A 26,624-nucleotide genomic window follows, 5' to 3' on the forward strand; every position below is an offset into this window, starting at 1 on the left:
GGAGGCCCGGTCCCCGGACCGCCGACGGCCTCCCGCGGGGAGTTCGGTCTCTCGCCGCCGGTCAGGCTCCGGGTGCGGGGCCGGTGCTCTGGACGACCTCGAACGACCACAGCTCGGCCCCGGTGGCGGCCGGTCCCTGCCCGGGGCCGTGACCCTGGGCCGGGCCCTGCCCCTGACCGTGCCCGTGGCCCTGGGCCGCGCTGTGGGGGTTGCCGTGTCCCTGCCCCTGTCCGGCCTCGGCGGCGGCCTGGGCGTGGCCCCGCTGGAAGGCCTGGCTCTCGGTCCAGCGCTTGAAATCCTCCTCGGAACGCCAGCGGGTGTAGACCAGGTACCGGTCGGTGCCGTCCACGGGACGGAGCAGCTCGAACCACTCGAACCCGTCCGCGGACTCGACGATCCCCGCCCGGCTGGAGAAGCGGCGTTCCAGCTCCTCGCGCATCTCCCCGGACACCGTCAGCGCGTTTATCTTCACGACCGAAGGCACATCGTCTCCTCGAAGCGTTGGTTTCCCTGATCACTCTATGATCGGCGCTCCGTCACGTGGCTCAGGCGAGGGTCCTCCGGCGGCGTGGCGCGTCCTCCAGGCTCACCCGGGCGACGGCGGGCATGCGCTCGGCCTCCAGCGCCTGGCGCATGTGCGGGATGACCACCCCGCCCAGCTGCTCGCGGACCGCGCTCATCGGCGCGTCCTCGGCGACCGTCACCTTCATCCGTACGGCGGGGTGCGCGCTCGTGCCGATCATGTCGGCGGTGGCGTTGATGATCGCGGGGTGCGTGCCCGCCTCGGCGGCCGCCGCGTCGGTGACGCTGCCCGTGTCGACCTCGGTGACCCCGTCGGGGCCGCCGTCCAGGCGCATGCCGCCCAGCTTCTCGTGGCGTCCCTGGGCCAGCAGCCAGCGCAGGCCGAACAGCGCGAGCACGATGCCCGCCGCCGCGATCACCCACCACAGCCACGGGTCGTAGGTGGCGAACGGCTGGCGTACCGAGCCGTCCACGAGCGGGCTGCGGGCCGGCGCCTGCGGGAACGCCCTCGCGCCGCGTGCGATCGCCAGGGCGCTGAGGACCATCAGCGCCAGTCCCACGATGAGCAACCCCAGCCGGTTGCCCCGGGCGGTCTTGTCGTCCATGGCACTCACTTCTCTCGCAGGTACACGCGGACGGGATACTTCCAGACGGGGGAGAGCGCGGTGATCCGCAGGTTCACGGCCTCCCGTACGGCGTCGGCCAGCCCGCGGGTGTCCCGCATGCCGCTGTCGGCCGCGACGTGCACGGCCTTTCCCCGCAGCCGCACCCGGGCGTGCTCGATCCCCTGCACCTGCTCGGCCGCGTGGGCGAGCGACCGGGTGAAGCCCCGGCGCTGCATGCCGATGGCGAGGTCCTTGTCCCCGGTCCTCACCGGGATCAGCGTGGGCCGTCCCGGGACGATCGCGAGCAGCACCAGCAACAGGCCAAGCAGCCCCGCCAGGCCCGCGCCCGCCATCACCCGAGGGTCGTTCCACGGCGTCGACGCCGCCCAGGACAGCATCCGGTCGTACGGCACCAGGCGGAGCGGGCGGCCCAGCAGCGCGGAGATGACCTCCAGCGCGAGAAGGAGGCCGACCAGGGTCATCACGATGGCCGTGAGGACCGACGGAAGCACCCGGCGCGGGCGGAACGCCCTGACCGCCGCGCGATCCGCGGAGGCGTCCTTCGCCACCGTGCCGTATATCGGCGGCGGGTAGGGCTCCGTCGTGCCGTAGGCCGACGGTACGGCGGGTTCCGTGCCGTACGCCGGTGGTACGGCGGGCTCGGTCGTGCCGTACGCCGATGACGCGGCCGGATCGGTGGTGCCGTACGCCGGTGGTGCGGCCGGGTCTGTCGTGCCGTATGCCGGTGGTGCGGCCGGTTCCGTCATCTCCGGACGGGGTGTGGGCGTCGTCTCACCGGTCGGTTCCGCTCTGGGGACCGGCTCCCCCGGGTCGGGTACCTGCCTGGCCATCATCGCTCCTCACGTAGCGGGACGATGTCCTCGGTGGGGTTGTCGGCGGGGTCGCCTGCGGGCGCGGTGGTCCGGTCCGGGCTTCCGGCACCGGTCCGGCCGGAGCCGCCCGCCGGATCTCCTCCGGCCGTCGTGGCGCCCCCGGCCCCCAAGGACCCCGAGGCTCCCGAGGCCTCCCGGTCGCCGTGATCGCCATGATCGCCGTGGTCGTCACGGGTGGAGGCCACGTTGGTGACGAGGACGTCGATGTAGCCGACGTCCTTGCCGGTGAGGGCCATCACCCGCCGGGCGACGTGGTGCCTGACCTCCTCGGCCACCTCGCGGATCGGGGCCGGGTACTCCACCGTCACGTCCAGCCGGAGCGTCGTGAGCTCACCGTCGAGGGTGGCGCGGGTGCCGCCCCGGAAGGACAGCGGCCCCCGCTCGCCGACCTCCCGTACCCGTGCCACCTCTCCGGCCGCGCGGGCCGCGATGCGCGACACCACCCGGTCGGATATGTCGGTCCTGCCACGCTGTTCGGCCGGTACGGCCTGCCGCGACGGCTGGGCGGGGACGGCGGATCGCGTTGACCGCCCGGTCTCCGCGAGGGCGGAGCCCGCCTGCCGCGAGGCAGGGGGGTCCGGATCCGCGGACGTCCCCGAGGACGTGGGACGGTGCTCGACAGGGGTGTTCATCGACGTCTCGCCGCCAGCCGGGACAGGTCGACCTCTCCGGTCTCCGCGAATCGGCCGATGAGGAACCCGACGGCGCCCAGTACGAGCACCAGCAGGAACGCGCCCAGGCCGCCGAAGGCCGCCGCGAAGCCCAGAAGGACGCCGACGATCGTGCCGACTACGGACCACACTGGGAAATTACTCATCTCAAACCTCCGATATGGACGTTGACCGGCCGATCGCCCACCATCGGAGCGACCGCCGCTCGCACTTCGTCGGCGATCTCCGGTAGCGGGCGGCCCATCCTGACGACGATCGAGACCTCCACCTCGTCCTCGCGCAGCGCGATCCCGGGCAACCGCTCACCGGGCAGATAGGTCGCCACGGTCCCGAACGGCCCGCCCGACAGGTCCACGACGTCGGGGCAGCGCCGTACGGCGTCGGTGATCCTGTGCGCGAGGGCGGACGCCTTGAAAGCCGGGTCCTCCGGTTCGCGGGCGAACGCGGCCGTCTCGCGTGCGTGCTCCGGCGCCTGCCGGGTCGCGGTGGCCGCCCCACGGGCCGGTTCCCCGGCCTCGCGCGAGGGCCTTACCGTCTCCCCGGCCCCCCGGCCGCGACCTGGTTCCTGACCATGGCCTGGTTCCTGTCCGCGACCCGGTTCCTGGCTACGACCTGGTTCCTGGTTGCGGCCCGTCTCGGTCTCCCGGCCACCACCGGTCTCCCAGCCGCCACCGGTCTCCCGGCCCTGGACGGCCGCTCTCCGGGCGGGACCCTCCGGCTCGCGCGCGGGCGGGGCCTTCTGCCGGGGTACGGCGGCCGGTTTGCGAGACGGATCGTTCGGCCGGTGCGCGGGTATGGCCGTCGCCGGTGTCGGGACGGAGGTCCTGGCGGGCTCCCCCGATCCGCGCGCGGGGGCGGCCGTCTCGCGACCGGGCCCCCCACCCCTCGGAGGCGTGGTCGCCCCGCCGCCGGACTCTTCCGGCCGCGCGGGCGTGGTCGTCCCGTGGCCGGGCTCTCCCGGCCGCGCGGGCGTCGTCCCGTGACCGGTCTCTTCCGGTCGCGGGGGCATGGGCGTCCGGCGACCGGACTCCTCCCGCCGCGCGGGCGGGGTCGTCCGGCGGCCGGGCTCTCCCGGCCGGGCGGGCCCGGTGGTCTCGCCGCCGGGCTCTCCGTGCCGCGCGGTCGTCTCGCGGTCCGGATCCGCCGGCGCCGGAGGAGTCGCGCTCTCGCGTGCCGGGTCCCCGGGCTCGCGGCCCGGTCCCGCCGCACCGCCTGCCGGGCCGCTCACTGGACGCGGGGCTCCGACTCGGACGACTCTTCCTGCCTGTCCTTGTCCTGGCCGGGCATGTGGACGTCGGAGACCTTGATGTTGACCTCGGTGACCTCGAGCCCGGTCATGCGCTCGACGGCCATGATCACGTTGCGGCGTACGGCGGCGGCCAGGTCGGGGATGGCGATCCCGTACTCGACGACCACTTCCAGGTCGGCGGCGGCCTGCCGCTCGCCCACCTCGACCGAGACTCCCTGGTTGGCGCTCTTGTCGGCGCCCACCATGCCGCGTACCGCGCCGAGAGCGCGTGCGGTGCCCGCGCCCATGTTGTGCACGCCAGGGATCTCCCTGGCCGCGAGGCCCGCGATCTTCGATACGACCCCGCTGTCGATGGTGGTGGTCCCCTTGGAGGTGACCAGGCCACCCTGGGATCCGGGACTGTCGGTGCGTGCCCTGGGCACCGTGGCCTCGTCGCCCTTGGGCCTGTTCACCGTGCTGGATTCGGTCACGTCCGTTCCTTCCCCCGTAGGAAGGCCTTCTGGCCTCCCCGATGCCTCTCAGGCGGTCATACCCCTCATATGCCTATAAATCAGGACATAGCTTTTCTTGGAGCAAACATGGCGCTATCGATAAAATCGGATTTGTAGACATTTTTAGTCGTATATGGTGCGCGCTTCCCTGGCACTGGGACGGGGAGACGCTGGCACGGTCCGGCGGGACCCCGAGCGCGACTAGCCTTGTCGTGTGCGTATAGCGAGGTTCTCCACAGGAGACGGTGTCGGGTTCGGGGTGGTCGAGGGAGGCCCGGGGGAGGAGTTCATCTCCGGGATCTCCGGTCACCCGTTCGGGCCGATCCAGTTCACCGGCGAGCGATACTCGCTCTCCCAGGTCAGGCTGGTCGCGCCCATGCTGCCCAGCAAGGTCGTCGCGATCGGCAAGAACTACGCCGACCACGCCCACGAGATGGGCGGCGAGGTCCCCGACGAGCCGCTGGTCTTCCTCAAGCCGTCGACCTCGGTGATCGGCTCGGGCGAGGCCATCGCCTACCCGACGACGCTCTCCCAGCGGGTCGACTACGAAGGGGAGCTGGCGGTGGTGATCGGCAGGCTCTGCCGCGAGGTGCCCCGCGAGCGGGCGCACGAGGTCATCTTCGGCTACACCTGCGCCAACGACGTCACGGCGCGGGACCTGCAGAAGAAGGACGTCCAGTTCACCCGGGCCAAGGGCTTCGACACCTTCTGCCCGCTCGGGCCGTGGATCCAGACCGAGCTCGACCCGGGCGACGTCGGCATCGTCACGTCGGTGAACGGCGAGATCAAGCAGAACTCGCGCACCTCCAAGCTCATGTACGACATCCCCGCGCTGATCGCCCACGTGAGCGCGGTCATGACCCTGATCCCCGGTGACGTCATCCTCACCGGGACCCCCGAGGGGGTCGGCCCGCTCAACGTCGGCGACGAGGTCAGCGTCTTCATCGAAGGAATCGGCACTCTCAGCAACCGGGTGGTCTCCCGTGATTAGGGTTCGTTTCGCCCCCTCGCCGACCGGCATGTTCCATGTCGGCGGCGCCCGCTCCGCGCTGTTCAACTGGGCCCTGGCCGAACAGGCCGGCGGGAGGTTCGTGCTGCGCATCGAGGACACCGACGCCGCGCGCAACCGCCCCGAATGGACCGAGGGCATCATCTCGGCACTCGCCTGGATCGGCGTCAACGCGGACAACCCGGCCTTCGAGGGCCCCTACTTCCAGTCGTCGTACGAGAAGCAGCACCGCGAGGCCGTGGCCGGGCTCGTCACCGGCGGCCGGGCCTACTACTGTACGTGCACGCGTGACGACGTGAAGGCGCGCACCGGCTCCGAGCACCAGGGCTACGACGGCTTCTGCCGCGACCGGGGCCTGACCGAGGGCGCGGTCCGCTTCCGTACGCCCGACGAGGGCGTCACCGTGGTCCAGGACCTGGTCCGCGGCACCGTCGAGTTCCCCAACAACGCGATGGAGGACTTCGTCGTCGCGCGCGGCGACGGCTCCCCGCTGTTCGTGCTGGCCAACGTCGTCGACGATGTCGAGATGCGGATCAGCCACGTGGTCCGGGCCGAGGAGCACCTGTCCAACACGCCCAAGCAGCAGCTGCTCTGGGAGGCGCTCGGCGTCACCCCGCCCACCTGGGCGCACGTGCCGGTGATCGTCAACGAGAAGCGCCAGAAGCTGTCCAAGCGCCGCGACAAGGTCGCCCTGGAGTCCTACCGCGACGAGGGCTACCTCGCCGAGGCGATGGTCAACTACCTGATGCTGCTCGGTTGGGGCCCCGGCGACGACCGGGAGATCATGCCCTGGGCGGAGATGGTGCCGCTGTTCAAGCTGGAGGACGTCAACCCCTCCTCGGCGTTCTTCGACGAGAAGAAGCTCCGCGCGTTCAACGGCGAGTACATCCGGGCGCTGCCCCTGGAGGAGTTCGCCGCCCGCTGCGAGCCGTGGCTGGAGCCCGGCTGGGACCGCGCGACCTTCGCCAGGGTCGCCGAGCTCGCCCAGACCCGCATCGCGGTGCTGTCCGAGATCACGGCGAACGTCGACTTCCTCTTCCTGGACGAACCCGTCTTCGACCAGGCCTCGTGGGACAAGGCGATGAAGAACTCCGCCGTGGAGATCCTCACCGGCTATCTCGCCCGCCTGGAGACGGTCGACATGGACCCCGAGTCGCTGAAGACCGCGCTGGAGGAGGTCGGCCTCGAACAGGGCCTCAAGCTCGGCAAGGCCCAGGCCCCCGTGCGCGTCGCCGTCACCGGCCGGACCGTGGGCCTGCCGCTGTTCGAGTCGATCGAGGTCCTCGGCCGCGAGCGCTCCGCCGAGCGCCTCCGCGCCGCCCTCGCGAAGCTCCAGGCCTGACCGGCCGGACCTCGCCTCACGGATCGGGACCGGGCTCCGGGCCCCTATCCGGTCCTCATCCGGCCTTCGCGCCCCGCCCGGCCCCCGTCCCCCGCGAGGCGAGGTCGTCCCAGAAGGCGAGGTTGTGGGCCGAGGCGCGGTCGAAGGGCTTGATGCCGCCCCGCCCCGGCGACAGCTCCTGCACGTACGGCGTGCCGTCGGCGGGGCGCACGCGCTTCCAGGCGGGCAGGCCCGGCCGGTTCGGGTCGCCGGTGGCGGCGAACCTCGACCAGTAGTCGATCATCGTGTCCCCGAGCCGCCGCTGCGCGGGGGTGAGCGGAGCGGACTCCCAGCCGACCCCGAACAGGAACGACAGCTCGGAGCCGTGCGCGGCGAGCGGCCTGATCCCGTGGGGCAGCGGGAAGAGCGGGGGCGCCGTACGGTCGGTGAACTCGTAGGAGTAGGTCGGCACGTGCCGGGCGAGCAGCAGGTCGGTGTCGCGCGCCGGCCAGGCCCAGTCCAGGTCGCTCATGATGGCCGCCACCGCCTGGAAGGGCGGGCCGTCGTGGATGCCCACCGGGTACCGGGCCAGGACCTCGGGCGCCGCGGCGCCGAACCTGGTGTTGACGGCGGCCTCGTAGCCCTCCGCCGTCATCGGCCCCTGGGAGATCAGCGGAGCGAACAGCGTGCCCTCGTCCCGGGTGATGCCCGTCAGCACCGGCACCCGGTGGAAGCGGCCCTCCTGGAGCACCTTCGCCGGGTCCTCGGGCAGCACCGCGTTGCCGTACCCCGGCAGCGGGAGGGGGTCCTGGGTGAGCAGGTCGGCCACCGGCTTGCCCCGCAGGCAGGCGGCCGCGGTCCCCGGGTCGGCGCACCCCAGCAGGGCGGCCAGATACTGCCCGTAGCCCTCGTAGGAGACCTTGGGCAGCCACAGGGGCAGATCCAGGACCGGCCTCAGCGGGGTGCCGTCGAAGCTCCCCGCCCCGCACGGGGTGCTCTGGGTGATCGCCCGGTGGAACAGCCCCGCCGCCGAGGGGGAGGTGAGCTGCGCGCACACCGAGTGCGACCCCGCGGACTCGCCGGCCAGGGTGACGTTGCGCGGGTCGCCGCCGAACGCCGCCGCGTTGCGCCGCACCCAGCGCAGGGCCGCCTGCTGGTCCTCGATCCCGAAGGCCCCGGAGTTCTCCAGCCCGGGATGGCCGAAGAACCCGAGCATCCCCAGCCGGTAGTTGACCGTCACCACCACGACGTCGCCCCGGCCGGCCAGCCTGCGGGCGTCGTAGTCGCTGCCCGCGCCCCTCGTCAGGCCCCCGCCGTGCAGCCACACCAGGACCGGCCTGAGCCGGTTCCCGCCGCTTCGCGCGGGCGCGGTCACGTTGAGGTAGAGGCAGTCCTCCGCCTCGCTCGCGGGCAGCCCCCAGTCGTCGGCGGTCTGCGCGCACCGGCTGCCGGGCGCGGTGGCGTCGCGCACCCCCTGCCACGGGGCGACGGCCCGCGGCGACCGCCAGCGCAGCTCCCCGACCGGCGGCGCGGCGTACGGGATGCCCTGGAAGAGCCGCTGACCGCCGGTCTCCGCGCCCTTCACCCACCCGGCGTCGGTACGGACCGTCGTACCCCCCGCGGAAGCCGCCTCGCCGGCCGCGGCCGGGTCGGCGGCTCCCAGCAGCAGGGCTCCCGCCAGACCGGCGACGAGCGCGGCGCTGATCCTGTTCCGTGGTCGTTTCATGACCTTTACGATGCCCGCCGGACGCGTCGCGCGCACTGTCCCTGCGCCCATCGCGGGGGTGCGGTTTCCCGCACCCCCGCGATGGACGAAGGGCCACGCGGGCAGGGGGGCTAGGTCAGCAGGCCGCGGCGCTTCAGCAGGGGCTCGATGCGCGGGTCGCGCCCGCGGAAGTCGCGGAAGGCCTCCATCACGTCCCGCGAGCCGCCCACCGACAGCAGGGTGGAGCGGAAGTGGTCGCCGTTCCCGCGCCCGAGGCCGCCGTTCTCCTTGAACCAGTCGACGCTCTCGGCGTCGAGCACCTCGCTCCAGATGTACGAGTAGTAGCCGGCGCTGTAGCCGCCCACCCCGCTGAAGAAGATGTGCGCGAAGTAGTTGGTCCGGTAGCGGGGGCGGACCAGCTCGAAGGCGATCCCGGCCCGCTCCAGGGCCGCGTTCTCGAACGCCTCGGCGTCCTCGACGGTCTCGCCCGCCGCGAGCTTGTGCCAGGACCAGTCGAGCAGCGCCGCCGCGAGGTACTCGACGGTGCTGAAGCCCTGGTTGAACTTCTCGGCGGCCTTCATCTTCTCCAGGAGCTCGGCGGGCACGGGCTCGCCGGTCTCGTGGTGCCTGGCGAAGTTGGCGAGGATCGACGGCCAGGTGGCCCACATCTCGTTGACCTGCGAGGGGTACTCCACGAAGTCGCGCGGCACCGCCGTGCCGGAGACCCGGGGGAAGCGCACGTCGGAGAACAGGCCGTGCAGGGCGTGGCCGAACTCGTGGAAGGCGGTGTTGACCTCGTCGAACGTGAGCAGCGTCGGCCCCTCGGCGGGCTTGGTGATGTTGAGGTTGTTCATCACCACGGGCCGCTCGTCGAACAGGTGCGACTGGTCGACCAGGTTGTTCATCCAGGCCCCGCCGCGCTTGGTGGGCCGGGCGTACGCGTCGAACAGGAACAGCCCGAGCGGCGAGCCGTCGGCGTCGAACACCTCGAAGACCCGCACGTCCGGGTGGTACCCGGCCAGGTCGTCGCGCTCGGAGAAGACGACCCCGTACAGCTCGCCCGCCGCGTGGAAGACCCCGTCGCGCAGCACCCGGTCCAGCTCGAAGTACGGGCGCAGGTCGGCCCCGTCGAAGTCGTAGCGGGCCTTGCGCACCCGCTCCGCGTAGAAGGACCAGTCCCACGGCTCGATGGGGAAGCCGGCCTGCTCGCTCAGCGCCTCGGCCTCCCGGCGGGCGTTGGCCACCGCCGGGCCCACCAGCTTGCCGAGCATCTCCTCGACGGCGTCGGTGGTCTTCGCCGTCTGGTCGGCGACGGAGTAGGCGGCGTGGCTGGGGTAGCCGAGCAGCGCCGCCCGCTCGGCGCGGAGGGTCGCCACCCTGGCCGCCAGCTCGAAGTTCTCCGGAGCCCGGCCCGTGGACAGCTCGTACAGCCTCCTGCGGGTCTCCCTGTCGGTCAGCTCCGCCAGAGAGGGCTGGTTGGTGTGGTTGAACAGCGTCAGGACGTACGAGCCGTCCTTCTCGATCGCCTTGATCGTGCTCTCGGAGAGCCCATCCAGCAGCCTGACGTCATCGACGACCAGGGCGGAGGCGGTGGAGGCCGTCAGCAGGTTCTGGGAGAAGGTCGTGGCGAGCCTGCTCAGCTCCTCGTTGAGCTCCCTGAGGCGCTCCTGGTCGGCCTCGGACAGGTCGGCCCCGGCCCTGACGAAGTCGACGCGGTACTTCTCCAGCAGCCACGCCTCCTCGGCGTCGTCGGTCGTCACCTGTTTGATCCGGGCGTACAGGGAGCGGTCCAGGCGGATGGAGTCGGCGTGCTGGGTGAGCTTGGGGGAGACCTCCGTCTCGATCTCCCGGATGCCGTCGGTCGCGTCGGAGGCGGAGACGCTGAAGAAAACGGTCACGGTCCGGTTGAGGATCCGTCCCGAGCGCTCCAGGGCCTCGATCGTGTTGGCGAACGTCGGGGGCTCCGGATTCTCGATGATCTCCCGCACCTCACGCAGCTGGTCGGCCATGCCGCGCTCGAAGGCCGGGAGGTAGTGCTCCTCCCTGACCAGGGCGAACGGCGGAAGTCCGTAGGGCAGCTGGCTGGGGGTGAAGAACGGGTTGTCGGTCAAAGCGGGAACTCCTCACGTGCGGCCGGATCTCTCCAGCAGCGTTACACAGTGGACCTTGGTGGCGGCAGCCGGGTGATACCGCGATTCGGCCGACGGCAATCGTTTTGGTCTTGACCCCCAACCTGGGCTATTCTTTCGGAGTCGCCAGCGAGTCCCGCAAGGGGGTCCAGCGCGGTGGGGTATGGTGTAATTGGCAACACGGCTGATTCTGGTTCAGTTGTTCTAGGTTCGAGTCCTGGTACCCCAGCTGCATCTTCTCTGGAAGATGCCGCAGATTCGGTCCCCTCCGAATCTGATGACAGTGTGTAGGGTCCCGTCGTCTAGTGGCCCAGGACGCCGCCCTCTCAAGGCGGTAGCGCCGGTTCGAATCCGGTCGGGACTACCACTGTCTCTCGCAAGGCTCCGTCGTCTAGTGGCCTAGGACGCCGCCCTCTCAAGGCGGTAGCGCCGGTTCGAATCCGGTCGGGGCTACATCGCGAACCCCGGAAGCGATCGCTTCCGGGGTTTTCGCATTTCCGGATTTCATGAAATTCCCGCGCCTCCCGTTCCGGGCCCGCCTTCGTGTTTCCGCTCCCGCGCTTTCCCCGCGCTCGGGCGGGCCTGGCGGTACAGACGTACAGGACCCAGGAGCGCGGATCCAGCGTACGGATCCAGGAGCGCGGGCCCGGCAGTACGGCCCAGGAGTGCGAATCCAGGAGTGCGGGGCGCCCTCCCCGGCGGCCGGGCCCATCACCTACTGTGCAGAGTACGTAATCCATACCCAGGTATGACCCCTCGCGATGGTGGAGCCCATGTCGACGACGCCCCAGACCCAGCCGACGATCTCGCGGACCCACTCGTGGGCGCCGCCGACACTCCCCGCCGACGTGGCGGAACTGTCGGGCCTGGAGTTCCTGGAGCGGCTGGCCGACGGCCGCATCCCCCCGCCGCCGATCGCGAGCACGCTCGGTTTCCGGCTGACCCACGTCGAGCGCGGCCTGGCGGTCTTCGTGGGGGAGACCGGCGAGCACCTCTACAACCCGCTCGGAAGCGTGCACGGCGGCTATCTCGCCACCCTGCTCGACTCGGCCCTCGGGTGCGCGGTCATGACGGAGCTGCCGCCCGGCAAGGCGTACACGACCGTCCAGCTCGGGGTGAACATGGTCCGGCCGGTCCACGCGAGCACCGGGCCGCTGCGCTGCGAGGGCAGGACCCTGCACGTGGGCCGGACCGTCGCCACCGCGGAGGCGCGGATCGTGGGTGAGGGCGACGGCAAGCTGTACGCCCACGCCACCACGACCTGCGCCGTCTTCCCGCTGCGCTGAGCCGATCCCGTCCCGGGCGGTCCCTGACCGTCCCTGGCCGTCCCCAGGCGCTTCTCGGCCGTCCCCAGTCGTCCCCAGTCGTTCCCGGCCGTCCCCGGCCGTTCCCGGCCGTTCCCGGCCGTTCCCGGCCGTCCCCGGCCGTTCCCGGCCGTCCCCGGCCGTTCCCGGCCGTCCCCGGCCGTCCCCGGCCGTTCCACGGCAGAGGCCGGGGCGGGGGGAGGGCTGAGGGCAGGGCTGGGCCGGGGCCTGCTCCGGAGCCGGTCGTCCGTGGCTCCGGAGCGGGACCGGAAGGCTAGTTCTGGCCCGAGCGGGCCTTGAACAGGGCCCGCTTGGCCGCCTTGCCCACCTGCTTGTCGGGGTGGGCCTTGCCGATCGCCTCCAGCAGCTCCTCGAGGTGCGGGTGCGGCACCTTCCAGATCACTTCGAGCAGGCTGACCAGGTTCGGTACGTTGCCGATATCGTCGAGGCTGCTGACGAACTCCGGGCGGCCGAGACCGGCGGAGATGGTCAGCATGTCGAGGATGAGCCAGTGGGTGTCGGCCTGGGTGGGCGTGGGGGCGTCCTCGACGCCCAGCTGGGCCAGGTGGGTGGCGGCGTACGGGCGCAGGGACGGCTCGTCGAGGGCCTCCCGCCACGCGGGCACGGCCACGTCGCCGAGCGAGCCGACCATGCTGGCCGCCTGGACCCGGATCAGCGCGTCGGCGTCGTCCTCGGCGGCGGCCTCCAGCAGGTCCCTGGCGGCCTGCTCGGGGGCGCGCAGCTCCATCCAGGCCGCGAACTCGGCGTCGGCCTCCTCCTCGGGAAGCTCGGCGCCGAAGGAGAGCAGGTCCAGGGCCGTCATCGCGTCGATGGCGGGCCGGGCGTCCAGCTCGATGTCGGCGTCGTCCACGAGGTGGACCACGCCTTCCATGCCGAGCGGCGTCAGCCGCACCTGGTCGTGCTCCACCTCGACCATGCCGTATCCGGCGAGCCAGTCGAGCACGGGGTTGAGCGGGTCGCCGTACTGCGCGGTGGCGGCGGACCAGGCCTCGGCGCCCAGGTCGTCGTACTCGGCGGCGGCCTCGGCGAGCTCGGTGCGGAGCTCGGCCAGCGGCTTCGAGCCCGTCGCGAGCAGCACCCGGACCAGCAGGGCCCTGGTCAGCCCGGACAGGGCGATCGTGGCCTCCTCGTCCTCCAGCTCGGGGTCGCCGTAGTCGATGGAGTGCAGGCCCGCCATCCACGCGTCGAGGGCGTCGTCGTCCTCCTCGAAGGGCCACTCCGCGGTGTCGGCGTCGACGCTGACCGTGTCCTCGCCCTCGGGCTGGAGGAAGTCGAGGTCGATCGCGAGGTTCCAGATGTTCCAGAGGGCGGGGACGGAGTCGGCCAGCGACGCGTCGCCCTTCTCGGGGACCGGAAGTTTCAGGACCCCCAGGGCCTCGACGATCTCGGCGTCGTCGAGCAGGCTCGTCTCGCCCACCCGGCGCTCGGTCCCGACCCAGACCGCGAGGTCGCGGGCCTTGGCGATGAGGGTCGTCCCGCGGGTGGCCGCGGCCAGCTCGCCGTCCGGGCGGAGCCGGATCGTCGGCAGCTCGGAGAGCTCGTCGGCGAACGGCTCGAAGTCGCCGAGCCCCTCGGACTCCTCGTCGTACTCCTCGTCGTCTTCGTCGTCGTCCTCGACGACGAGGTCCTCCATGGCGTCGACGAAGTCGTCCTCGAGGCGGTCGAGCTCGGCGAGCAGGTCGCCCAGCGAGGCGGAGCCCTTGGCCAGGCGGTCGGACTCCGACAGGAAGGTCAGGTAGGCGCGGATCGCGGGCACCATGCCGTCGGCGGCCGCGTCGGGGTCCTCGACGACCTGTGGCATCCGGTCGAGCAGCACCGTGCGCAGGTCGGACTGCTTCCACCGGCCGACGTCGTCGGAGGCGATCAGGCGGTGCCAGAGTGCGACAGAGCCGACCAGATTGGAATCGCTGCCGGGTGCGTTCTCACGCGCCCAGAGGATGAAGTTTTGGAGCAGGGGACGCAGTTCAGCCGCGGCTGCCTCGATGCGATCTGTCACCTTCCCAGCCTAGGGGGCCGGAGGGGTGCTCGCCTCCTCATATCGCCCTCCGGTGGGCCGGTGTCAACCACCACGGCCCTCCGGTCGGGTGATCCGGCCGCCTCGGCGTGCCCGTTCGCTGTCAGCCGCCCCCAGGCCGCTCCTCCAACCGACCCTCGGCCGGGTCCCCAAGCGCGGTCCTCCAGCCGACCTGCAGTCGGTCCTCGGCCGGTCCTCGGCCGGTCCTCGGCCGGTCCTCGGCCGGTCCTCGGCCGGTCCTCGGCTGAGTCCCCAGGCGGTCCTCCGGCAGGCGCTCAGTTGGCGCGGCGCATCGATTCGGTGATCCGTTCGGCGGCGGTGACCACGGGGGCGGCGTGCAGGCGGCCGGGGGTGCGGGTCAGGCGCTCGATCGGGCCGGAGACCGACACCGCGGCGACCACCTTGCCGCCCGCGCCCCTGATCGGCGCCGAGACGCTGGCCACGCCCTGCTCGCGCTCGCCGACGCTGTGCGCCCAGCCCCTGCGCCGCACGCTCGCCAGCGTGGCCGCGGTGAACTTGGCCCCGCGCAGGCCCCGGTGCAGGCGGTCGGGCTCCTCCCAGGCGAGCAGGATCTGCGCCGCGGAACCGGCGAGCATCGGCAGCGCCGAGCCGACCGGCACGGTGTCGCGCAGCCCGCTGGCGCGCTCGGCGGCGGCCACGCAGACCCGCTCGTCGCCCTGGCGACGGTAAAGCTGGGCACTCTCCCCGGTCAGGTCCCTGAGCTGGGTGAGGACCGGGGAGGCGACGGCGAGCAGCCGGTCCTCGCCGGCGGCCGTGGACAACTCGGACAGGCGTGGGCCCAGCACGAACCGGCCCTGTGTGTCGCGGGAGACGATCCGGTGATGCTCCAGCGCGACGGCCAGCCGGTGGGCCGTGGGCCGTGCCAGGCCGGTGGCCTGAACGAGCTGCGCGAGGGACGCCGGGCCTGCTTCGAGGGCGTTGAGCACGAGGACGGCCTTGTCGAGTACGCCGACTCCGCTAGAGTTGTCCATACACCGATACTGCCGTCTCGACATATGAGAAAGCAAGTGGGAGTGGGACAGCCGATCGCAAGGAGGCGACATGGGCCGCACGCTCGCGGAGAAGGTATGGGAGCAGCACGTCGTGCGACGCGCTGAAGGAGAACCCGACCTGCTCTACATCGACCTGCACCTCATTCACGAGGTCACGAGCCCGCAGGCGTTCGACGGCCTGCGCCTGGCCAATCGCCCCATCCGGCGCCCCGAGCTCACCATCGCCACCGAGGACCACAACGTCCCGACCGTACGCGGGCCGATCAGCGACCCGGTGTCGCGGGTCCAGGTCGAGACGCTGCGCAAGAACTGCGCGGAGTTCGGTGTCCGGCTCTACCCGATGGGCGACGCGGGCCAGGGCGTGGTCCACATCATCGGGCCGCAGTTCGGCCTGACCCAGCCCGGCATGACGATCGTGTGTGGTGATTCTCACACCTCCACCCACGGCGCCTTCGGCGGCATCGCGTTCGGCATCGGCACCTCCGAGGTCGAGCACGTGCTGGCCACCCAGACGCTGCCCGCCTACCGGCCGAAGACGATGGCCATCGAGGTCTCCGGCGAGCTGCCGCCCGGCGTCACGGCCAAGGACCTGATCCTGGCGATCATCGCCAAGATCGGCACCGGCGGCGGCCAGGGATACATCGTCGAGTACCGCGGCGAGGCCATCCGCAAGCTCTCCATGGAGGGCCGGATGACCGTCTGCAACATGTCCATCGAGGCGGGCGCCCGCGCGGGCCTGATCGCGCCGGACGAGACCACCTTCGAATACCTCAAGGGCCGTCCCCACGCCCCGTCCGGCGCCGACTGGGACGCCGCGGTCGCGTACTGGAGGTCGCTGGTGACCGACGAGGACGCCGCCTTCGACACCGTCGTGGAGATCGACGCCTCGACGCTGACCCCGTTCGTCACCTGGGGCACCAACCCCGGCCAGGGTGCCCCGCTGGGGACGTCCGTGCCGCGTCCCGAGGACACCGACGACCCGGCGGCCGCCGCCCGCGCCCTGGAGTACATGGGCCTGACCGCGGGCACCCCGCTCCGCGAGGTCCAGGTCGACACGGTCTTCGTGGGCTCCTGCACCAACGGGCGCCTGGAGGACCTGCGCGCCGCGGCCGAAGTGCTGCGCGGGCGCCGGGTCGTCACGCGCACGCTGATCGTGCCCGGCTCGATGCTGGTCAAGCTCCAGGCCGAGCAGGAGGGGCTGCACGAGGTCTTCAAGGAGGCGGGCGCCGAGTGGCGTGAGGCCGGCTGCTCCATGTGCCTGGGTATGAACCCCGACACCCTCGCCCCCGGCGAGCGCAGCGCCTCGACCTCCAACCGCAACTTCGAGGGCCGCCAGGGCAAGGGCGGCCGTACGCACCTCGTGTCCCCGCAGGTCGCCGCCGCGACCGCCGTCACCGGCAAGCTCACCGCGCCCGCCGACCTGTAAGGAGTCCTCGCGATGGAAGCGTTCGTCACCCACACCGGCCGGGCCGTGCCGCTGCGCCGCAGCAACGTCGACACCGACCAGATCATCCCCGCCGTCTGGCTCAAGCAGGTCAGCCGGACCGGTTTCGAGAAGGGCCTGTTCTCCGCCTGGCGCGAGGACCCCGGCTTCGTGCTGAACAACCCCGCCCACGAGGGCGCCACGATCCTGCTCGCCGGACCCGACTTCGGCACCGGCTCCTCCCGCGAGCACGCGGTCTGGGCCCTGCAGCAGTACGGTTTCCGCGTCGTGATCGCGGCCCGCTTCGGGGACATCTTCCGTAATAACTCCACCAAGATGGGTCTGCTCCCGGTCGTCCTGCCGGGCGAGACCGTCGAGGCCCTGCAGGCCGCGGTGGAGGCGGACCCAGCCCTGGAGATCACCGTCGACCTGGGAGAACGCCAGGTCCGCTGGGGTGCCGAGGTCGCCGCGTTCGAGATCGACGACTACACGCGCTGGCGGCTCACGGAGGGCCTGGACGACATCGGGCTGACCCTGCGCAACGCCGACGCCATAGGGGCATACGAGAATGGTCGGCAGCCATGGCTGCCGACGACCGTCTGACGAGTTCAGAACACGAGCTGGCGTGGCGGTTGCGCGAGGCGCACCGCCGCGTCCGGTCCCTGCCCGTCCCCGCCGAGGAGAGAAAACGTCTCGCCCGGCGCCTTCTGGCCATCTGCGATTTGGCCAAACGCGACCTCGAACACGCCGCCGGGCGTCTTGATTTGTTCCTTCTCAGTATTGATGTCGTGGTTTCAGATACGCCAAGCACTGGAAACATTGCGGAAGGTGATTGAGTCATACGGCTCCGTCCCCTAATTTCAAGCGGGCAAGGGGTTTCTCATCGTGATCGTTGATGAGAGATCTGTGATGAGACCCCTCGCCGTGACAAATCGGGTGAGACGGGTTTTCTGCCTCGTGACCCACTCCCGGACATCGGTAAGCAGGGGGAGCAACCTTATGAACAAAAAGGAACTCGTCGACGCCATCGCGGATCGGGTGGGCGACAAGAAGACGGCCACCGAGGCCGTGAACGCGGTGCTCGACGCCATCCAGACCGCCGTCGCGAGTGGCGACAAGGTCTCGATCACGGGGTTCGGCGCTTTCGAAATGGTGCACAAGCCGGCCCGCACCGCCCGCAACCCTTCGACGGGGGCCGAGATTCGCGTCGCCGAGAGCTGGGGGCCCAAGTTCCGGCCGGGTTCCGACTTCAAGGAACTCGTCAACACCGGCGGCAAGAAGGCGTCCAAGAAGAGGTAGGCCTCGGGCACAGGCGCCCGGACTCCCGCGACGGGAGGCCGGGCGTCCGGCTTTCCCGGGGTCTTCCAGGGGGTCCGTCCGGACCCGTCTACCCGGGAACGGGGAAGGTCGAGAGGGTAACGTAGGTGATGTCGTCGCCGTCCATCACGATGTTGACCCGCTGGCCGGACCTGAGGAGCCGCAGCGGCCCCGCGTCGAACGCCGCCGCCCCGAACGGGATCTCGGTCCCGTCGTCCAGGAAGACCGACCCCGACCGGGTCGCCGGGTCGAAGATGCGCACCGTCGCCTGCACCCGCCCAGCCTAACCTCCGTCCGGGCGCCCGTCCCCCGCCCGCCGCGCCCGCCTCATCCGCGACCCGCCCTCCGGCCCTCGCCCCTCTCCGGGCTCGCCCTCTCCGGGCTCGCCCTCTCCGGGCTTGAACCGTCCGGGCTTGACCCCTCTGGGCTTGAACCGTCCAGGCTCGCCCCCTTCAGGCTCGCCCCCTCCGGGCTTGACCCGTCCGGGCTCGACCTCTCCGGGTTCGAACCGTCCAGGCTCGAACCGTCCGGGCCCGGCCCCGCGATCCTCCTCGCCATCGCCAGCGTGCGGGGGCCGACGCCGAGGGCGAGTGCCAGGCGCAGGTCGTCCGGGGTGTCCACGTCGTGGCGGACCGACTCCACCCCGTCCACGCGGAGCTCCTTGGCGCCGCGCCGCAGGTGTCGTTCCCGCGACTCGCCGCCGAACCCCGGCGTGAACGGCACCCCCGGCCGTACGCCGTAGAAGGTCGTGCCGATCTCGGCGGCGTCGGGCAGGAACATCTGGCCGGACTCCGCGGCGGCGGCCAGCACGCGGGCCAGTTCCGCCGGGCGGAGGGCGGGGAGGTCGGCCTGGAGGGCGCCGACGGGGTCGCCGGGCGCCAGCCGCACCGCCTCGCGGGCGCCGTGCCGCAGGGCGGCGTTCAGCCCCTCCTCCGGGTCGCCGACCACGTGCGCGCCGACCTCGGCGAGCGCCTTCGCGGCCACCGGGTCGCCCGTCACCACGACCACCCGCGCGACGAGCGCGCAGCTCAGCGCCGCCTCGACGGTGTCGCAGGCGATCGCCACGGCCAGCGCGGCCCGGTGCGGCCCCGCCGCGGCCGACAGCCGGGTCTTGGCGGCGACCAGCGTCTTGACCGGGACGACGAGGGTCCAGCCGGAGCTTTCCGAAGCAGACATAGCCTTAAGCATCTCGCCTCGACATCCCCGGGAGCCAACCGGGAGACTTGGGGCGCACCCCGCTCATATGGAGGAGCCCATGAGACGCCCCGGATGGCCTTCGCGATTCTGGGTGGCCTTCGCCGTCACGATCGTCAAGCCGATCTCGTGGCTCCTGGTCAAGAAGGAGTGGCGGCACAGCGACCGTCTCCCCAGGTCGGGCGGGATCATCATGGTGACCAACCACCTGTCGTGGCTGGACCCCATCCTCATCGCGCACTTCCTCTACAACCACGGCCGCTGGCCGGTGATCCTCGCCAAGTCGGGCCTCTTCTCGGTGCCGCTGGTCGGCTCCCTGGTGAGGGCGCTGCAGGCCATCCCGGTCTACCGGGGAAGCGCCGACGCGGCGCGCTCCCTGGAGGAGTCGCGGCGGCGGCTCGCCGCCGGGGCGTGCGTGATGTTCTACCCGGAGGGCACCTGCACCCGCGACCCGGCGTTCTGGCCGATGGAGGGCAAGACCGGCGCGGCCAGGCTCGCGCTGGCCACCGGCGCGACGGTGATCCCCGTCGCCCACTGGGGAGCCCAGGAGATCCTGCCGTACGGCGCCAGGAGGCCCCGCCTGCTGCCGCGCAAGACCTTCCGCGTGCAGACGGGGCCGCCGGTCGACCTGTCGAAGTACGCGGGGAACGAGGGAGAGCCCGTCTCCGCCGACGTCCTGCGCGAGGCGACCGCCGACATCATGGCGGCCATCACGGCCCAGCTGGCCGAGATCCGCGGGGAGAAGGCCCCCGAGACGCCGTTCAGGCGACCGTCCGACAACTGACTTCGGCGTACGGTGTTGACACCTCCCCTCCCCGAAGGGAGGGGATTCCCACGGTCGCCCGTGAGAGTTCCCGATTCACCGCCGGTCGCCCGCCAGGAGAGATCCCTTGAGGTTCCACAGCAGTTCCACAGGCGTCCCGCCTCTCCGCCGGCCAGGCGGCGGGGGCGTCGCCGACCACACCCGCGCCGCCGGCGCCGCACCGCGTTCTCTCCCCCGCTCCGAGGCGGGGGTTCCCAGGCCCGAGGAGAACCGATGACCAAGGCGGCCGTGTTCGGCACGGGGTCGTGGGGGACGACCTTCGGCATGATCCTCGCCCGGGTGGGCACCAAGACGACGCTGTGGGGACGCAAGCCGGAGATCGTCGAGGCGATCGACCGGCGGCACGAGAACCCCGACTACCTGCCGGGCGTGGCGCTGCCCGAGACGCTGCGCGCCACCACCGACCCCGCCGAGGCCCTCGACGGCGCCGACTTCGTGGTGCTCGCGGTGCCCTCCCAGACCCTGCGGGAGAACCTGACCCGCTGGAAGCCGCACCTGCCGCCCGACGCGGTGCTGGTCAGCCTGATGAAGGGCATCGAGCTGGGTACCACCAAGCGGATGAGCGAGGTGATCTGCGAGGTCGCCGAGGTGCCCCAGGAGCGGGTCGCGGTGGTGTCGGGCCCCAACCTGGCCGGAGAGATCGTCCGGGGCCAGCCGGCCGCCACCGTGGTCGCCTGCACGGACGAGCGGGCGATGGAGCGCCTCCAGGCGGCCTGCTACCTGCCGCCCTGGTTCCGCCCGTACACCAACCCCGACGTCATCGGGGTCGAGCTCGGCGGGGCCGTCAAGAACGTGATCGCCCTGGCGGTCGGCATCTCGGCGGGGATGGGGCTCGGCGACAACGTCGGGGCGATGCTGATGACGCGCGGGCTGGCCGAGATCTCCCGGCTGGGCGCGGTGCTCGGCGCCGACCCGCACACCTTCGCGGGCCTCGCGGGTATGGGCGATCTCGTGGCGACCTGTGTGTCCCCATTGTCGCGGAACCGTACTTTCGGGGAGAATCTCGGGCGAGGTATGACGCTGGAGGAGGTCATCGCCGCGACGAAACAGACCGCCGAGGGGGTCAAATCCTGCGAGTCAGTGCTCGAACTGGCCAGAAAGCACGACGTGGAGATGCCGATCACCGAGGTGGTGGTGGCCGTCGTCCACGACGCGATGCCCCCCAGCGAGGCCGGGGTGCTCCTGATGTCACGGACTCCCAAGCCGGAACGGTACGGCCTGTGAACGGACAGCGTGGTCGATGAACAGACGGATGCGTAGGCGCAAGGGCGAGAACACCCGGTCGGTGCACCTGCCCGCCCCCGAGACGCCCCGGCAGCCTCCCCTCGGCATTCCCGTGTGGCGCAGCTCCGCGTGGGGCTTCGGCGACTCCGCCGAGTACGCCGAGGTGTTCGACGAGAAGAGCTCCGGCTACGCGTACGGCCGGATCGACAACCCCACCACCGCCGCGTTCGCCACGGCGGTGGCCTCCCTGGAGGGCGCCGCGGCGCCCGAGGACGTGGCGGGGCAGGCGTTCGCCTCGGGGATGGCCGCCGTCAACGCCGTCCTGATGACGTTCCTGCGCGCGGGCGCGCACATCGTGGCCCCCGCCCCGCTGTACGGCGGGACCCACTCGCTGATCACGAACGTGCTGGCCAGGTTCGGGGTCGGCGCGGACTTCGTCGGCTACGGCGAGCTGGCCAGGGTCCAGGCGGCGATCAAACCCAACACGAAGATCATCTACGCGGAGACGCTGTCCAACCCCACCATGGCCGTCTCCGACATCCGGGGCCTCTACCGGATCGCCCGCGCCGCGGGGGCGCTGCTGGTGGTCGACTCGACCTTCGCCACCCCGATCGTGTGCCGCCCCCTCGAACACGGCGCCGACCTGGTGATCCACTCCGCGACCAAGTACCTCGGCGGTCACGACGACTGCGCCGGGGGCGTGGCGGTCGGCCGCCCCGACCTGATCGCCCAGCTGCGCGAGGTCAGGATCGACACCGGGGGCACCCTCTCTCCCGACGACGCGTTCCTGCTGCGCCGGGGGCTGGAGACCCTGCCGCTGCGGGTCCGCAGGATGTGCTCCACCGCGATGGTCTTCGCCGCCGCCGTGGCCAAGCATCCCGCCGTACGCCGGGTCGACTACCCGGGGCTGCCGGGACACCCCGGCCACCAGCTCGCCAGGCACCTGTTCGACTCCGGCCCCGAGGGCACGAGGTACGGCGCCTGCGTGACGGTCACCCCGCGCGGAGGCTACGACGCGGGGGTGGCCCTGGCCGACGCGCTCAAGCTCGTCTCGATCGCCACCTCCGCCGGGGGGACCCGTACCAAGGCGGCGCACGTCGCCTCGGCCACCCATCGGCGGCCCGGCGCGGAATCGGGGATCGACGCGGCGGCGGTAAGGTTCTCCGTCGGGCTGGAGGACGCCGAGGATCTCATCATGGACGTCACCCAGGCCCTCGACTCACTACCCGCATCGGGTAGGTAGGCGCGTCTAACAGCCGGATTGCCCCCTAACAGGGGGTACATTCGGTCATCATGAGTGAGCAGCACGAACCTCTGCCGAGGGTCGCCGTCGTCTTCGGCGGTCGCAATTCCGAGCACGCCGTCTCCATTCTCGGGGCGGGAAGCGTGCTGGGGGCCATCGACAGATCCAAGTACGAGGTGGTCCCCATCGGGATCGCCACGGACGGCCGCTGGGTGCTCGCCTCGGGGGAGCAGCGCTACGGGATCGAGAGCGGTGAGCTGCCCGCCGTCGACGCGGCGGGCGCGACGCTGGCGCTGGCGTCCGGCGGCGGCTCGCTGGTGGCGTACGACCCCGGCAGCATCCCCGTCGAGCTCGGCCAGGTCGACGTCGTCTTCCCCGTCATGCACGGCCCCTTCGCCGAGGACGGCACGATCCAGGGACTGCTGGAGATGGCCGGGGTCCGCTACGTCGGCTCCGGGGTGCTGGCCAGCTCGGTCGGCATGGACAAGTCGTACATGAAGCTGGTCCTCGCCGCCGCCGGACTGCCCGTCGGCCCGTACGTCACGATCCGCGACCGCGACTGGCGGACCGACCGGGGCCGGATCCTCAAGGAGGTCCAGGAGCTCGGCTGGCCGGTCTTCGTCAAGCCCGCGCGCGCCGGGTCCAGCCAGGGCATCTCCAAGGCCGCGACCCTGGAGGAGCTGGAGCGGGCCATCGAGTTCGCCCGCGAGCACGACCCCAAGGTGCTGGTCGAGGCCGCCGTCACGGGCCGCGAGATCGAGTGCGCGGTGCTGGAGTCGCCGGGCGACGAGGCGCCCAGGGCGAGCCTGCCCGGGGAGGTGCTGGTCCACGGCGACCACGAGTTCTTCGACTTCGAGGCCAAGTACATCGGAAACGACATGTCCCTGACCGTGCCCGCCGACCTCCCCCAGGAGACGGTCGAGCAGCTGCGGGCGATGGCCGTCCGCGCCTTCGAGGCACTGGGCTGCGAGGGATTGTCGCGGGTCGACTTCTTCTACACCCCCGAGGGACGGCTGATCGTCAACGAGATCAACACCATGCCGGGCTTCACCGCGATGTCGGTGGCGCCGCAGCTGTGGGCCGCCACCGGGGTGCCCTACGCCGAGCTGGTCGACCGGCTGATCCAGCTCGCCCTCGGACGCTCGCCCGGCCTGCGGTAGGACGCCCGGCCGGTCAGGTCGAGGCGCTCTCGGCACGGACGCCCGGCCGTTCCGCGGCGGAGCGCTATTGACGAGGAAGCCCGGCGGTCCGCGGCGGAGCGTTCTCAACGGGACGCTCAGCCGGTCTGTGGCAGGGCGCTCTTGATGGGGGCCGCGAGGTCGACCAGCACGTTCTGCGGGACGTGCTCCCGTGCGATCGTCACCTCGACGTAGGCCTCCCTGCCGATCGCGGTGAACAGCGTCGGCCTGGCCGGGTCGGCGTACCACGCCACCCCGTCGATCTCGGGGACCTGGTCGGTCGGTGCCATCGTCACCGGCCGCGGCACCCCGCAGCGCAGGGCGATGCGCGCTTCCCCCCACACGGCGACGTAGGGGGAGGCGGGCGTTGACTCCGTACGGTCCGCGCCGTCGAGTCTGCCCGGGAGCCGCTCGGCGAGCACCCGGCACGCGGCGGCGGCGGGCCCCTCGGGGACCGGCGGCTCGACCCGGACGGCGCCGCCGCACCCCGCCAGGATCAGCAGGGCGCAGGCGCCCCCCGCCAGACGGGCGGACCGCAGTGGCATGTCACGTTCCAGACGATCGGATGCGGATTCGGGGACCCGGACGCGAGCCCCGGCGCGAACCCGCGCGCGGGCTCGGGTACGGACTCACGCGCGGGCTCGGGTACGGGCTTGGGTGTGGCCTCGCGGGTGGCCTCAGATGTGCACGATGGGACACGTCAGCGTGCGCGTGATCCCCTCCACACCCTGGATCTGCGCCACCACGAGCTTCCCCAGCTCGTCGACGTTCCGGGCCTCGGCGCGCACGATCACGTCGTACGGTCCGGTGACGTCCTCCGCCTGCGTGACACCCGAGATGCCGGAGATCGCCGAAGCCACGTTCGCAGCCTTGCCGACCTCGGTCTGGATGAGGATATAGGCCTGCACCATAACGACCTCCCGGGCGATTGGATCAGTGCCGAAGGGCCACCGTACCCTGTGATGAACAGGAGGTGTGTCATCACAGTCGGAGATCTCGGCGAATTCGGGGTTGTTGCACGTATTGCCGGACGTTTGCCGCAAGGTGGGACTGTACTGCTCGGTCCCGGGGACGACGCCGCGGTGGTGAGCGCTCCCGACGGGCGGGTCGTCGTGACGACTGACCTGTTGATTGAGGGTAGGCACTTCCGGCGCGATTGGTCCAGTGGCTACGACATCGGCCGCAAGGCGGCGGCGCAGAACCTCTCCGACGTCGTGGCGATGGGGGCCGACCCCACCGGCCTCGTGGTCGGCCTCGGGATGCCCGCCGACGTCACCACCGGCTGGCTGGACGAGCTCACCGACGGCTTCCGCGACGAGTGCGACCTCGTCGGAGCGAGTGTGGCGGGCGGCGACGTCACCCGCTGCGACCTCGTCGTGGTCTCCGTGACCGCCCTGGGCGACCTGGGCGGCCGGGCGCCCGTCACGCGGTCGGGAGCCCGTCCCGGCGACGTGGTCGCCTTCGCGGGCCGCCTCGGGCACGCCGCCGCCGGGCTCGCGCTGCTGCGCGCGGGCCTGTCCGGGCCGGTGGAGCTGATCGACGCCCACCGCCGCCCGTGCCCTCCCTACGCGCGCGGCCCGGAGGCCGCCGGGCTCGGCGCGACGGCGATGCTCGACGTGAGCGACGGCCTGCTCCAGGATCTCGGCCACGTGGCCGAGGCGGCCGGGGTCGCGCTCGTCCTCGACCCGGAGGCGTTCACCCCTCCGCCGGCGATGCGCGAGGCCGCCCGGCTGCTCGGCGTCGATCCGCTGGACTGGGTGCTCTCCGGCGGCGACGACCACGCGCTCGCCGCGACCTTCCCGGCCCACGTACGGCTCCCGGAGGGCTGGAACGTGGTGGGCCACGTCATCGAGGGGGAAGGTGTGCAGGTCAAGGGCGTTTTGCTCGACCACGGGGGCTGGGACCACTTCCGGGAGTGATGCTTACCACTTCCTGCGACATGTGTGAAAATTGCGACAAACGTTTATCTAACTGGTATGAAGATGGGCGGTCGAGATTCCCTTCGAGAAAGGGGCCATATGGGCCGCCACGGTGGAAACGGGGACGAGGCTTCCCCGAACCGGGGTAAACGCGAGCCGGAGTCCGCTCCGGAACCAGGTTGGGGGGACGAACCGATCGGGCGCCGGCTCCGTCCCGAGGAGTCGGTAGTTACTGAGACCCGGACGGGCTTCCTGGGGTCGGGATGGAGCTCGGAGCCCGAGCTGTCCGACTCGTCCGGCGCTTCTCCCACGTTCGACCCGTGGCCCGAGGACGAGGAGCGGCCCGGCGGGAGGATCAAGAAGACGGTGCTGATCGTCGCCGCGGTGGCCGTGGTGCTCGGCGGGACCGTGGTCGGCGTCAGGGCCCTGGCCGGTTCGGGGAGCCCCGCCGACTGCCCGCCCGCCGGTTGCGTCGCGGCGGCGTCGAACCAGCCGGTGCCGGAGGCCGACACCGCCGACGAGCCCGTGACGGAGGAGCCCGCGGAGGAGGCGGTGCCGGAGGACGAGCCCTCGGAGGCCGGTGACGAGACGCCGAAGCCGGGTGACAGGAGGGCGAAATCCACCCCGGCCCCCGAACGCACCTCCACTCGTGGCGGAGGCGGAGGCACCTCCACTCCCCGGCCCACGCCGACGCGGAAGGCCACCCGCGCGCCGGTGGACACCGACGAGTCGTCGTCCTCCGACGAGCCCGCCGACGAGCCCACGCCCACCCTCACCTCCGAGCCCCTCATCGTCGGTGACCGGACACAGGCTCCCGAGGAGCCCCTGAGCAGCACCGGACCCGATCCCGTGCCCAGCGAGACGGCCTCCAGCGCCCTCCCGCTCGCCGGAGGCGCCGCGATCACGGTCGGCGCGGACATCGTGAGGGACAGGTCGCGGAGCTACACCGTCGAGCTCGTGGTCGCCGCGAGCGAGAACGTCGAGCACCTCAAGGTGAGCGTGCCGGTCAGCGGGGAGGTCACCGCCGTGAGCGGGGCCGACTGGGAACAGGTCGGCGACAGCCTGCTGATCGAGTCGCCGGAGGGCCTGGGGGCCGACGAGGAGCTCCGCGTCACCTTCACCGCGAGCGGCGACGCGGAGATCCCGCGAAGCTGCCAGAGCGACCAGGGAGAGTGCGCCGTCTCCTGACCGGCGCGTCACCGGCATGTCTGGAACGTCACCGGAACAGGGCCGGTCGAACCGCTGAGCCGTGTTGGAGCCGTTCGAACCGTTCAGCCGCATCCAGCCCGCCCGAGTCCGGACTGGTCGCCCGGTCTCTCCTAAAAGCAGCACATTCGTCCTAGAACGACGAAAGAG

Annotated in this window: 27 protein-coding genes, 3 tRNA genes and 1 pseudogene; 16 read left to right on the forward strand and 15 right to left on the reverse strand. The window is 71.7% G+C overall.

Going from position 1 to position 26,624, the window contains the following annotated elements:
* Window positions 1-61 precede the first annotated feature (61 nt).
* The 7 genes from ABT053_RS14490 to ABT053_RS14520 all read right to left on the reverse strand — a co-directional run bounded on the left by ABT053_RS14490 (window position 62) and on the right by ABT053_RS14520 (window position 4,410).
* A complete protein-coding gene (locus ABT053_RS14490) occupies window positions 62-484 on the reverse strand; it encodes an antibiotic biosynthesis monooxygenase family protein (protein WP_350969475.1) in 423 nt (140 codons plus the stop codon).
* Between the two features lie 61 nt (window positions 485-545).
* Window positions 546-1,127, reverse strand: coding sequence for an Asp23/Gls24 family envelope stress response protein (locus tag ABT053_RS14495; RefSeq protein ID WP_350969476.1), 582 nt, complete (start codon window positions 1,125-1,127; stop codon window positions 546-548).
* Window positions 1,128-1,132: 5 nt separating this feature from the next.
* Entirely contained in the window at window positions 1,133-1,978 is an 846-nt protein-coding gene (locus ABT053_RS14500; protein ID WP_350969477.1) for a DUF6286 domain-containing protein, read from the reverse strand.
* A complete protein-coding gene (locus ABT053_RS14505) occupies window positions 1,978-2,652 on the reverse strand; it encodes an Asp23/Gls24 family envelope stress response protein (protein ID WP_350969478.1) in 675 nt (224 codons plus the stop codon). The genes ABT053_RS14500 and ABT053_RS14505 overlap by 1 nt, the downstream gene beginning before the upstream one ends.
* Window positions 2,649-2,837, reverse strand: a complete 189-nt coding sequence (locus ABT053_RS14510; RefSeq protein ID WP_344749107.1) for a hypothetical protein — start codon at window positions 2,835-2,837, stop codon at window positions 2,649-2,651. Before ABT053_RS14510 ends, ABT053_RS14505 begins: the two co-directional genes overlap by 4 nt.
* The gene (locus ABT053_RS14515) at window positions 2,834-3,016 is read right to left on the reverse strand and encodes an Asp23/Gls24 family envelope stress response protein (RefSeq protein ID WP_350969479.1); all 183 of its coding nucleotides are present in this window, start codon (window positions 3,014-3,016) and stop codon (window positions 2,834-2,836) included. The genes ABT053_RS14510 and ABT053_RS14515 overlap by 4 nt, the downstream gene beginning before the upstream one ends.
* Before the next feature lie 899 nt (window positions 3,017-3,915).
* The gene (locus ABT053_RS14520; protein ID WP_436760117.1) at window positions 3,916-4,410 is read right to left on the reverse strand and encodes an Asp23/Gls24 family envelope stress response protein; all 495 of its coding nucleotides are present in this window, start codon (window positions 4,408-4,410) and stop codon (window positions 3,916-3,918) included.
* A gap of 235 nt (window positions 4,411-4,645) precedes the next feature.
* Between ABT053_RS14520 and ABT053_RS14525 the strand changes: the two genes are divergently transcribed.
* On the forward strand, window positions 4,646-5,422 hold the full coding sequence (locus ABT053_RS14525) for a fumarylacetoacetate hydrolase family protein (RefSeq protein WP_344749100.1): 777 nt from the start codon (window positions 4,646-4,648) through the stop codon (window positions 5,420-5,422).
* Between the two features lie 28 nt (window positions 5,423-5,450).
* On the forward strand, window positions 5,451-6,782 hold the full coding sequence (gltX, locus tag ABT053_RS14530) for a glutamate--tRNA ligase (protein ID WP_350969652.1): 1,332 nt from the start codon (window positions 5,451-5,453) through the stop codon (window positions 6,780-6,782).
* A gap of 55 nt (window positions 6,783-6,837) precedes the next feature.
* Here gltX and ABT053_RS14535 read toward each other — a convergent pair whose 3' ends face one another.
* Window positions 6,838-8,487: a carboxylesterase/lipase family protein gene (locus tag ABT053_RS14535; protein ID WP_350969480.1), complete on the reverse strand. Its 1,650-nt coding sequence runs from the start codon at window positions 8,485-8,487 to the stop codon at window positions 6,838-6,840.
* A 110-nt stretch (window positions 8,488-8,597) separates the two neighbouring features.
* Window positions 8,598-10,577, reverse strand: coding sequence for a M3 family metallopeptidase (locus ABT053_RS14540; RefSeq protein ID WP_350969481.1), 1,980 nt, complete (start codon window positions 10,575-10,577; stop codon window positions 8,598-8,600).
* Window positions 10,578-10,752: 175 nt separating this feature from the next.
* Between ABT053_RS14540 and ABT053_RS14545 the strand changes: the two genes are divergently transcribed.
* From ABT053_RS14545 to ABT053_RS14560, 4 genes are all read left to right on the forward strand, one after another.
* Window positions 10,753-10,824, forward strand: a tRNA-Gln gene (locus tag ABT053_RS14545).
* 62 nt (window positions 10,825-10,886) lie between these two features.
* Window positions 10,887-10,962: transfer RNA gene (locus tag ABT053_RS14550), tRNA-Glu, on the forward strand.
* Window positions 10,963-10,975: 13 nt separating this feature from the next.
* A tRNA-Glu gene (locus ABT053_RS14555) sits at window positions 10,976-11,048 on the forward strand.
* 320 nt (window positions 11,049-11,368) lie between these two features.
* Window positions 11,369-11,881, forward strand: a complete 513-nt coding sequence (locus ABT053_RS14560) for a PaaI family thioesterase (protein WP_350969482.1) — start codon at window positions 11,369-11,371, stop codon at window positions 11,879-11,881.
* 292 nt (window positions 11,882-12,173) lie between these two features.
* Here the strand turns inward: ABT053_RS14560 and ABT053_RS14565 are convergent, their stop codons facing one another.
* Both ABT053_RS14565 and ABT053_RS14570 read right to left on the reverse strand, forming a co-directional pair.
* On the reverse strand, window positions 12,174-13,916 hold the full coding sequence (locus ABT053_RS14565) for a hypothetical protein (protein ID WP_350969483.1): 1,743 nt from the start codon (window positions 13,914-13,916) through the stop codon (window positions 12,174-12,176).
* Between the two features lie 293 nt (window positions 13,917-14,209).
* Window positions 14,210-14,926: an IclR family transcriptional regulator gene (locus tag ABT053_RS14570; RefSeq protein ID WP_329085241.1), complete on the reverse strand. Its 717-nt coding sequence runs from the start codon at window positions 14,924-14,926 to the stop codon at window positions 14,210-14,212.
* 70 nt (window positions 14,927-14,996) lie between these two features.
* Between ABT053_RS14570 and leuC the strand changes: the two genes are divergently transcribed.
* From leuC to ABT053_RS14590, 4 genes are all read left to right on the forward strand, one after another.
* A complete protein-coding gene (gene leuC, locus ABT053_RS14575; protein WP_350969484.1) occupies window positions 14,997-16,373 on the forward strand; it encodes a 3-isopropylmalate dehydratase large subunit in 1,377 nt (458 codons plus the stop codon).
* Window positions 16,374-16,385: 12 nt separating this feature from the next.
* The gene (gene leuD, locus ABT053_RS14580; protein WP_350969485.1) at window positions 16,386-16,973 is read left to right on the forward strand and encodes a 3-isopropylmalate dehydratase small subunit; all 588 of its coding nucleotides are present in this window, start codon (window positions 16,386-16,388) and stop codon (window positions 16,971-16,973) included.
* Entirely contained in the window at window positions 16,952-17,206 is a 255-nt protein-coding gene (locus ABT053_RS14585) for an SCO5555 family protein (protein ID WP_350969486.1), read from the forward strand. Before leuD ends, ABT053_RS14585 begins: the two co-directional genes overlap by 22 nt.
* A 163-nt stretch (window positions 17,207-17,369) precedes the next feature.
* Window positions 17,370-17,669, forward strand: a complete 300-nt coding sequence (locus ABT053_RS14590) for an HU family DNA-binding protein (RefSeq protein ID WP_350969487.1) — start codon at window positions 17,370-17,372, stop codon at window positions 17,667-17,669.
* Window positions 17,670-17,757: 88 nt separating this feature from the next.
* On the opposite strand, the gene ABT053_RS14595 is transcribed toward ABT053_RS14590, so the two are convergent.
* On the reverse strand, window positions 17,758-17,961 hold the full coding sequence (locus ABT053_RS14595) for a hypothetical protein (protein WP_350969488.1): 204 nt from the start codon (window positions 17,959-17,961) through the stop codon (window positions 17,758-17,760).
* Window positions 17,962-18,215: 254 nt separating this feature from the next.
* Window positions 18,216-18,875, reverse strand: a pseudogene (gene cofC, locus ABT053_RS14600) (2-phospho-L-lactate guanylyltransferase); the annotation flags it as partial.
* Window positions 18,876-18,942: 67 nt separating this feature from the next.
* Between cofC and ABT053_RS14605 the strand changes: the two are divergent.
* From ABT053_RS14605 to ABT053_RS14620, 4 genes are all read left to right on the forward strand, one after another.
* Window positions 18,943-19,665, forward strand: a complete 723-nt coding sequence (locus tag ABT053_RS14605) for a lysophospholipid acyltransferase family protein (protein ID WP_350969490.1) — start codon at window positions 18,943-18,945, stop codon at window positions 19,663-19,665.
* Between the two features lie 252 nt (window positions 19,666-19,917).
* Window positions 19,918-20,928, forward strand: coding sequence for an NAD(P)H-dependent glycerol-3-phosphate dehydrogenase (locus ABT053_RS14610; protein WP_350969491.1), 1,011 nt, complete (start codon window positions 19,918-19,920; stop codon window positions 20,926-20,928).
* A gap of 28 nt (window positions 20,929-20,956) precedes the next feature.
* Entirely contained in the window at window positions 20,957-22,171 is a 1,215-nt protein-coding gene (locus ABT053_RS14615; RefSeq protein WP_350969492.1) for a trans-sulfuration enzyme family protein, read from the forward strand.
* A gap of 50 nt (window positions 22,172-22,221) precedes the next feature.
* On the forward strand, window positions 22,222-23,331 hold the full coding sequence (locus ABT053_RS14620; protein ID WP_350969493.1) for a D-alanine--D-alanine ligase family protein: 1,110 nt from the start codon (window positions 22,222-22,224) through the stop codon (window positions 23,329-23,331).
* Between the two features lie 116 nt (window positions 23,332-23,447).
* On the opposite strand, the gene ABT053_RS14625 is transcribed toward ABT053_RS14620, so the two are convergent.
* Window positions 23,448-23,894, reverse strand: a complete 447-nt coding sequence (locus ABT053_RS14625; protein WP_350969494.1) for a DUF3515 family protein — start codon at window positions 23,892-23,894, stop codon at window positions 23,448-23,450.
* A gap of 132 nt (window positions 23,895-24,026) precedes the next feature.
* Entirely contained in the window at window positions 24,027-24,260 is a 234-nt protein-coding gene (locus tag ABT053_RS14630) for an Lrp/AsnC family transcriptional regulator (protein WP_344749082.1), read from the reverse strand.
* 51 nt (window positions 24,261-24,311) lie between these two features.
* Between ABT053_RS14630 and ABT053_RS14635 the strand changes: the two genes are divergently transcribed.
* Entirely contained in the window at window positions 24,312-25,268 is a 957-nt protein-coding gene (locus ABT053_RS14635; RefSeq protein ID WP_350969496.1) for a thiamine-phosphate kinase, read from the forward strand.
* A gap of 366 nt (window positions 25,269-25,634) precedes the next feature.
* Window positions 25,635-26,456, forward strand: a complete 822-nt coding sequence (locus ABT053_RS14640; RefSeq protein ID WP_350969497.1) for a hypothetical protein — start codon at window positions 25,635-25,637, stop codon at window positions 26,454-26,456.
* Window positions 26,457-26,624: the final 168 nt, after the last annotated feature.

This window comes from Streptosporangium sp. NPDC002524, from assembly GCF_040295985.1.
GTDB lineage: Bacteria > Actinomycetota > Actinomycetes > Streptosporangiales > Streptosporangiaceae > Streptosporangium.

Coding starts and splice junctions, on each gene's coding strand:
- ABT053_RS14570 (WP_329085241.1), bottom strand. CDS start 14,926: ATGGACAACTCTAGCGGAGTCGGCGTACTCGACAAGGCCGTCCTCGTG.
- leuD (WP_350969485.1), top strand. CDS start 16,386: ATGGAAGCGTTCGTCACCCACACCGGCCGGGCCGTGCCGCTGCGCCGC.
- ABT053_RS14605 (WP_350969490.1), top strand. CDS start 18,943: ATGAGACGCCCCGGATGGCCTTCGCGATTCTGGGTGGCCTTCGCCGTC.
- ABT053_RS14585 (WP_350969486.1), top strand. CDS start 16,952: ATGGCTGCCGACGACCGTCTGACGAGTTCAGAACACGAGCTGGCGTGG.
- ABT053_RS14495 (WP_350969476.1), bottom strand. CDS start 1,127: ATGGACGACAAGACCGCCCGGGGCAACCGGCTGGGGTTGCTCATCGTG.
- ABT053_RS14635 (WP_350969496.1), top strand. CDS start 24,312: ATGAACAGGAGGTGTGTCATCACAGTCGGAGATCTCGGCGAATTCGGG.
- ABT053_RS14590 (WP_350969487.1), top strand. CDS start 17,370: ATGAACAAAAAGGAACTCGTCGACGCCATCGCGGATCGGGTGGGCGAC.
- ABT053_RS14630 (WP_344749082.1), bottom strand. CDS start 24,260: ATGGTGCAGGCCTATATCCTCATCCAGACCGAGGTCGGCAAGGCTGCG.
- ABT053_RS14505 (WP_350969478.1), bottom strand. CDS start 2,652: ATGAACACCCCTGTCGAGCACCGTCCCACGTCCTCGGGGACGTCCGCG.
- ABT053_RS14560 (WP_350969482.1), top strand. CDS start 11,369: ATGTCGACGACGCCCCAGACCCAGCCGACGATCTCGCGGACCCACTCG.
- leuC (WP_350969484.1), top strand. CDS start 14,997: ATGGGCCGCACGCTCGCGGAGAAGGTATGGGAGCAGCACGTCGTGCGA.
- ABT053_RS14510 (WP_344749107.1), bottom strand. CDS start 2,837: ATGAGTAATTTCCCAGTGTGGTCCGTAGTCGGCACGATCGTCGGCGTC.
- ABT053_RS14615 (WP_350969492.1), top strand. CDS start 20,957: ATGCGTAGGCGCAAGGGCGAGAACACCCGGTCGGTGCACCTGCCCGCC.
- ABT053_RS14500 (WP_350969477.1), bottom strand. CDS start 1,978: ATGGCCAGGCAGGTACCCGACCCGGGGGAGCCGGTCCCCAGAGCGGAA.
- ABT053_RS14535 (WP_350969480.1), bottom strand. CDS start 8,487: ATGAAACGACCACGGAACAGGATCAGCGCCGCGCTCGTCGCCGGTCTG.
- ABT053_RS14625 (WP_350969494.1), bottom strand. CDS start 23,894: ATGCCACTGCGGTCCGCCCGTCTGGCGGGGGGCGCCTGCGCCCTGCTG.
- ABT053_RS14620 (WP_350969493.1), top strand. CDS start 22,222: ATGAGTGAGCAGCACGAACCTCTGCCGAGGGTCGCCGTCGTCTTCGGC.
- gltX (WP_350969652.1), top strand. CDS start 5,451: ATGTTCCATGTCGGCGGCGCCCGCTCCGCGCTGTTCAACTGGGCCCTG.
- ABT053_RS14610 (WP_350969491.1), top strand. CDS start 19,918: ATGACCAAGGCGGCCGTGTTCGGCACGGGGTCGTGGGGGACGACCTTC.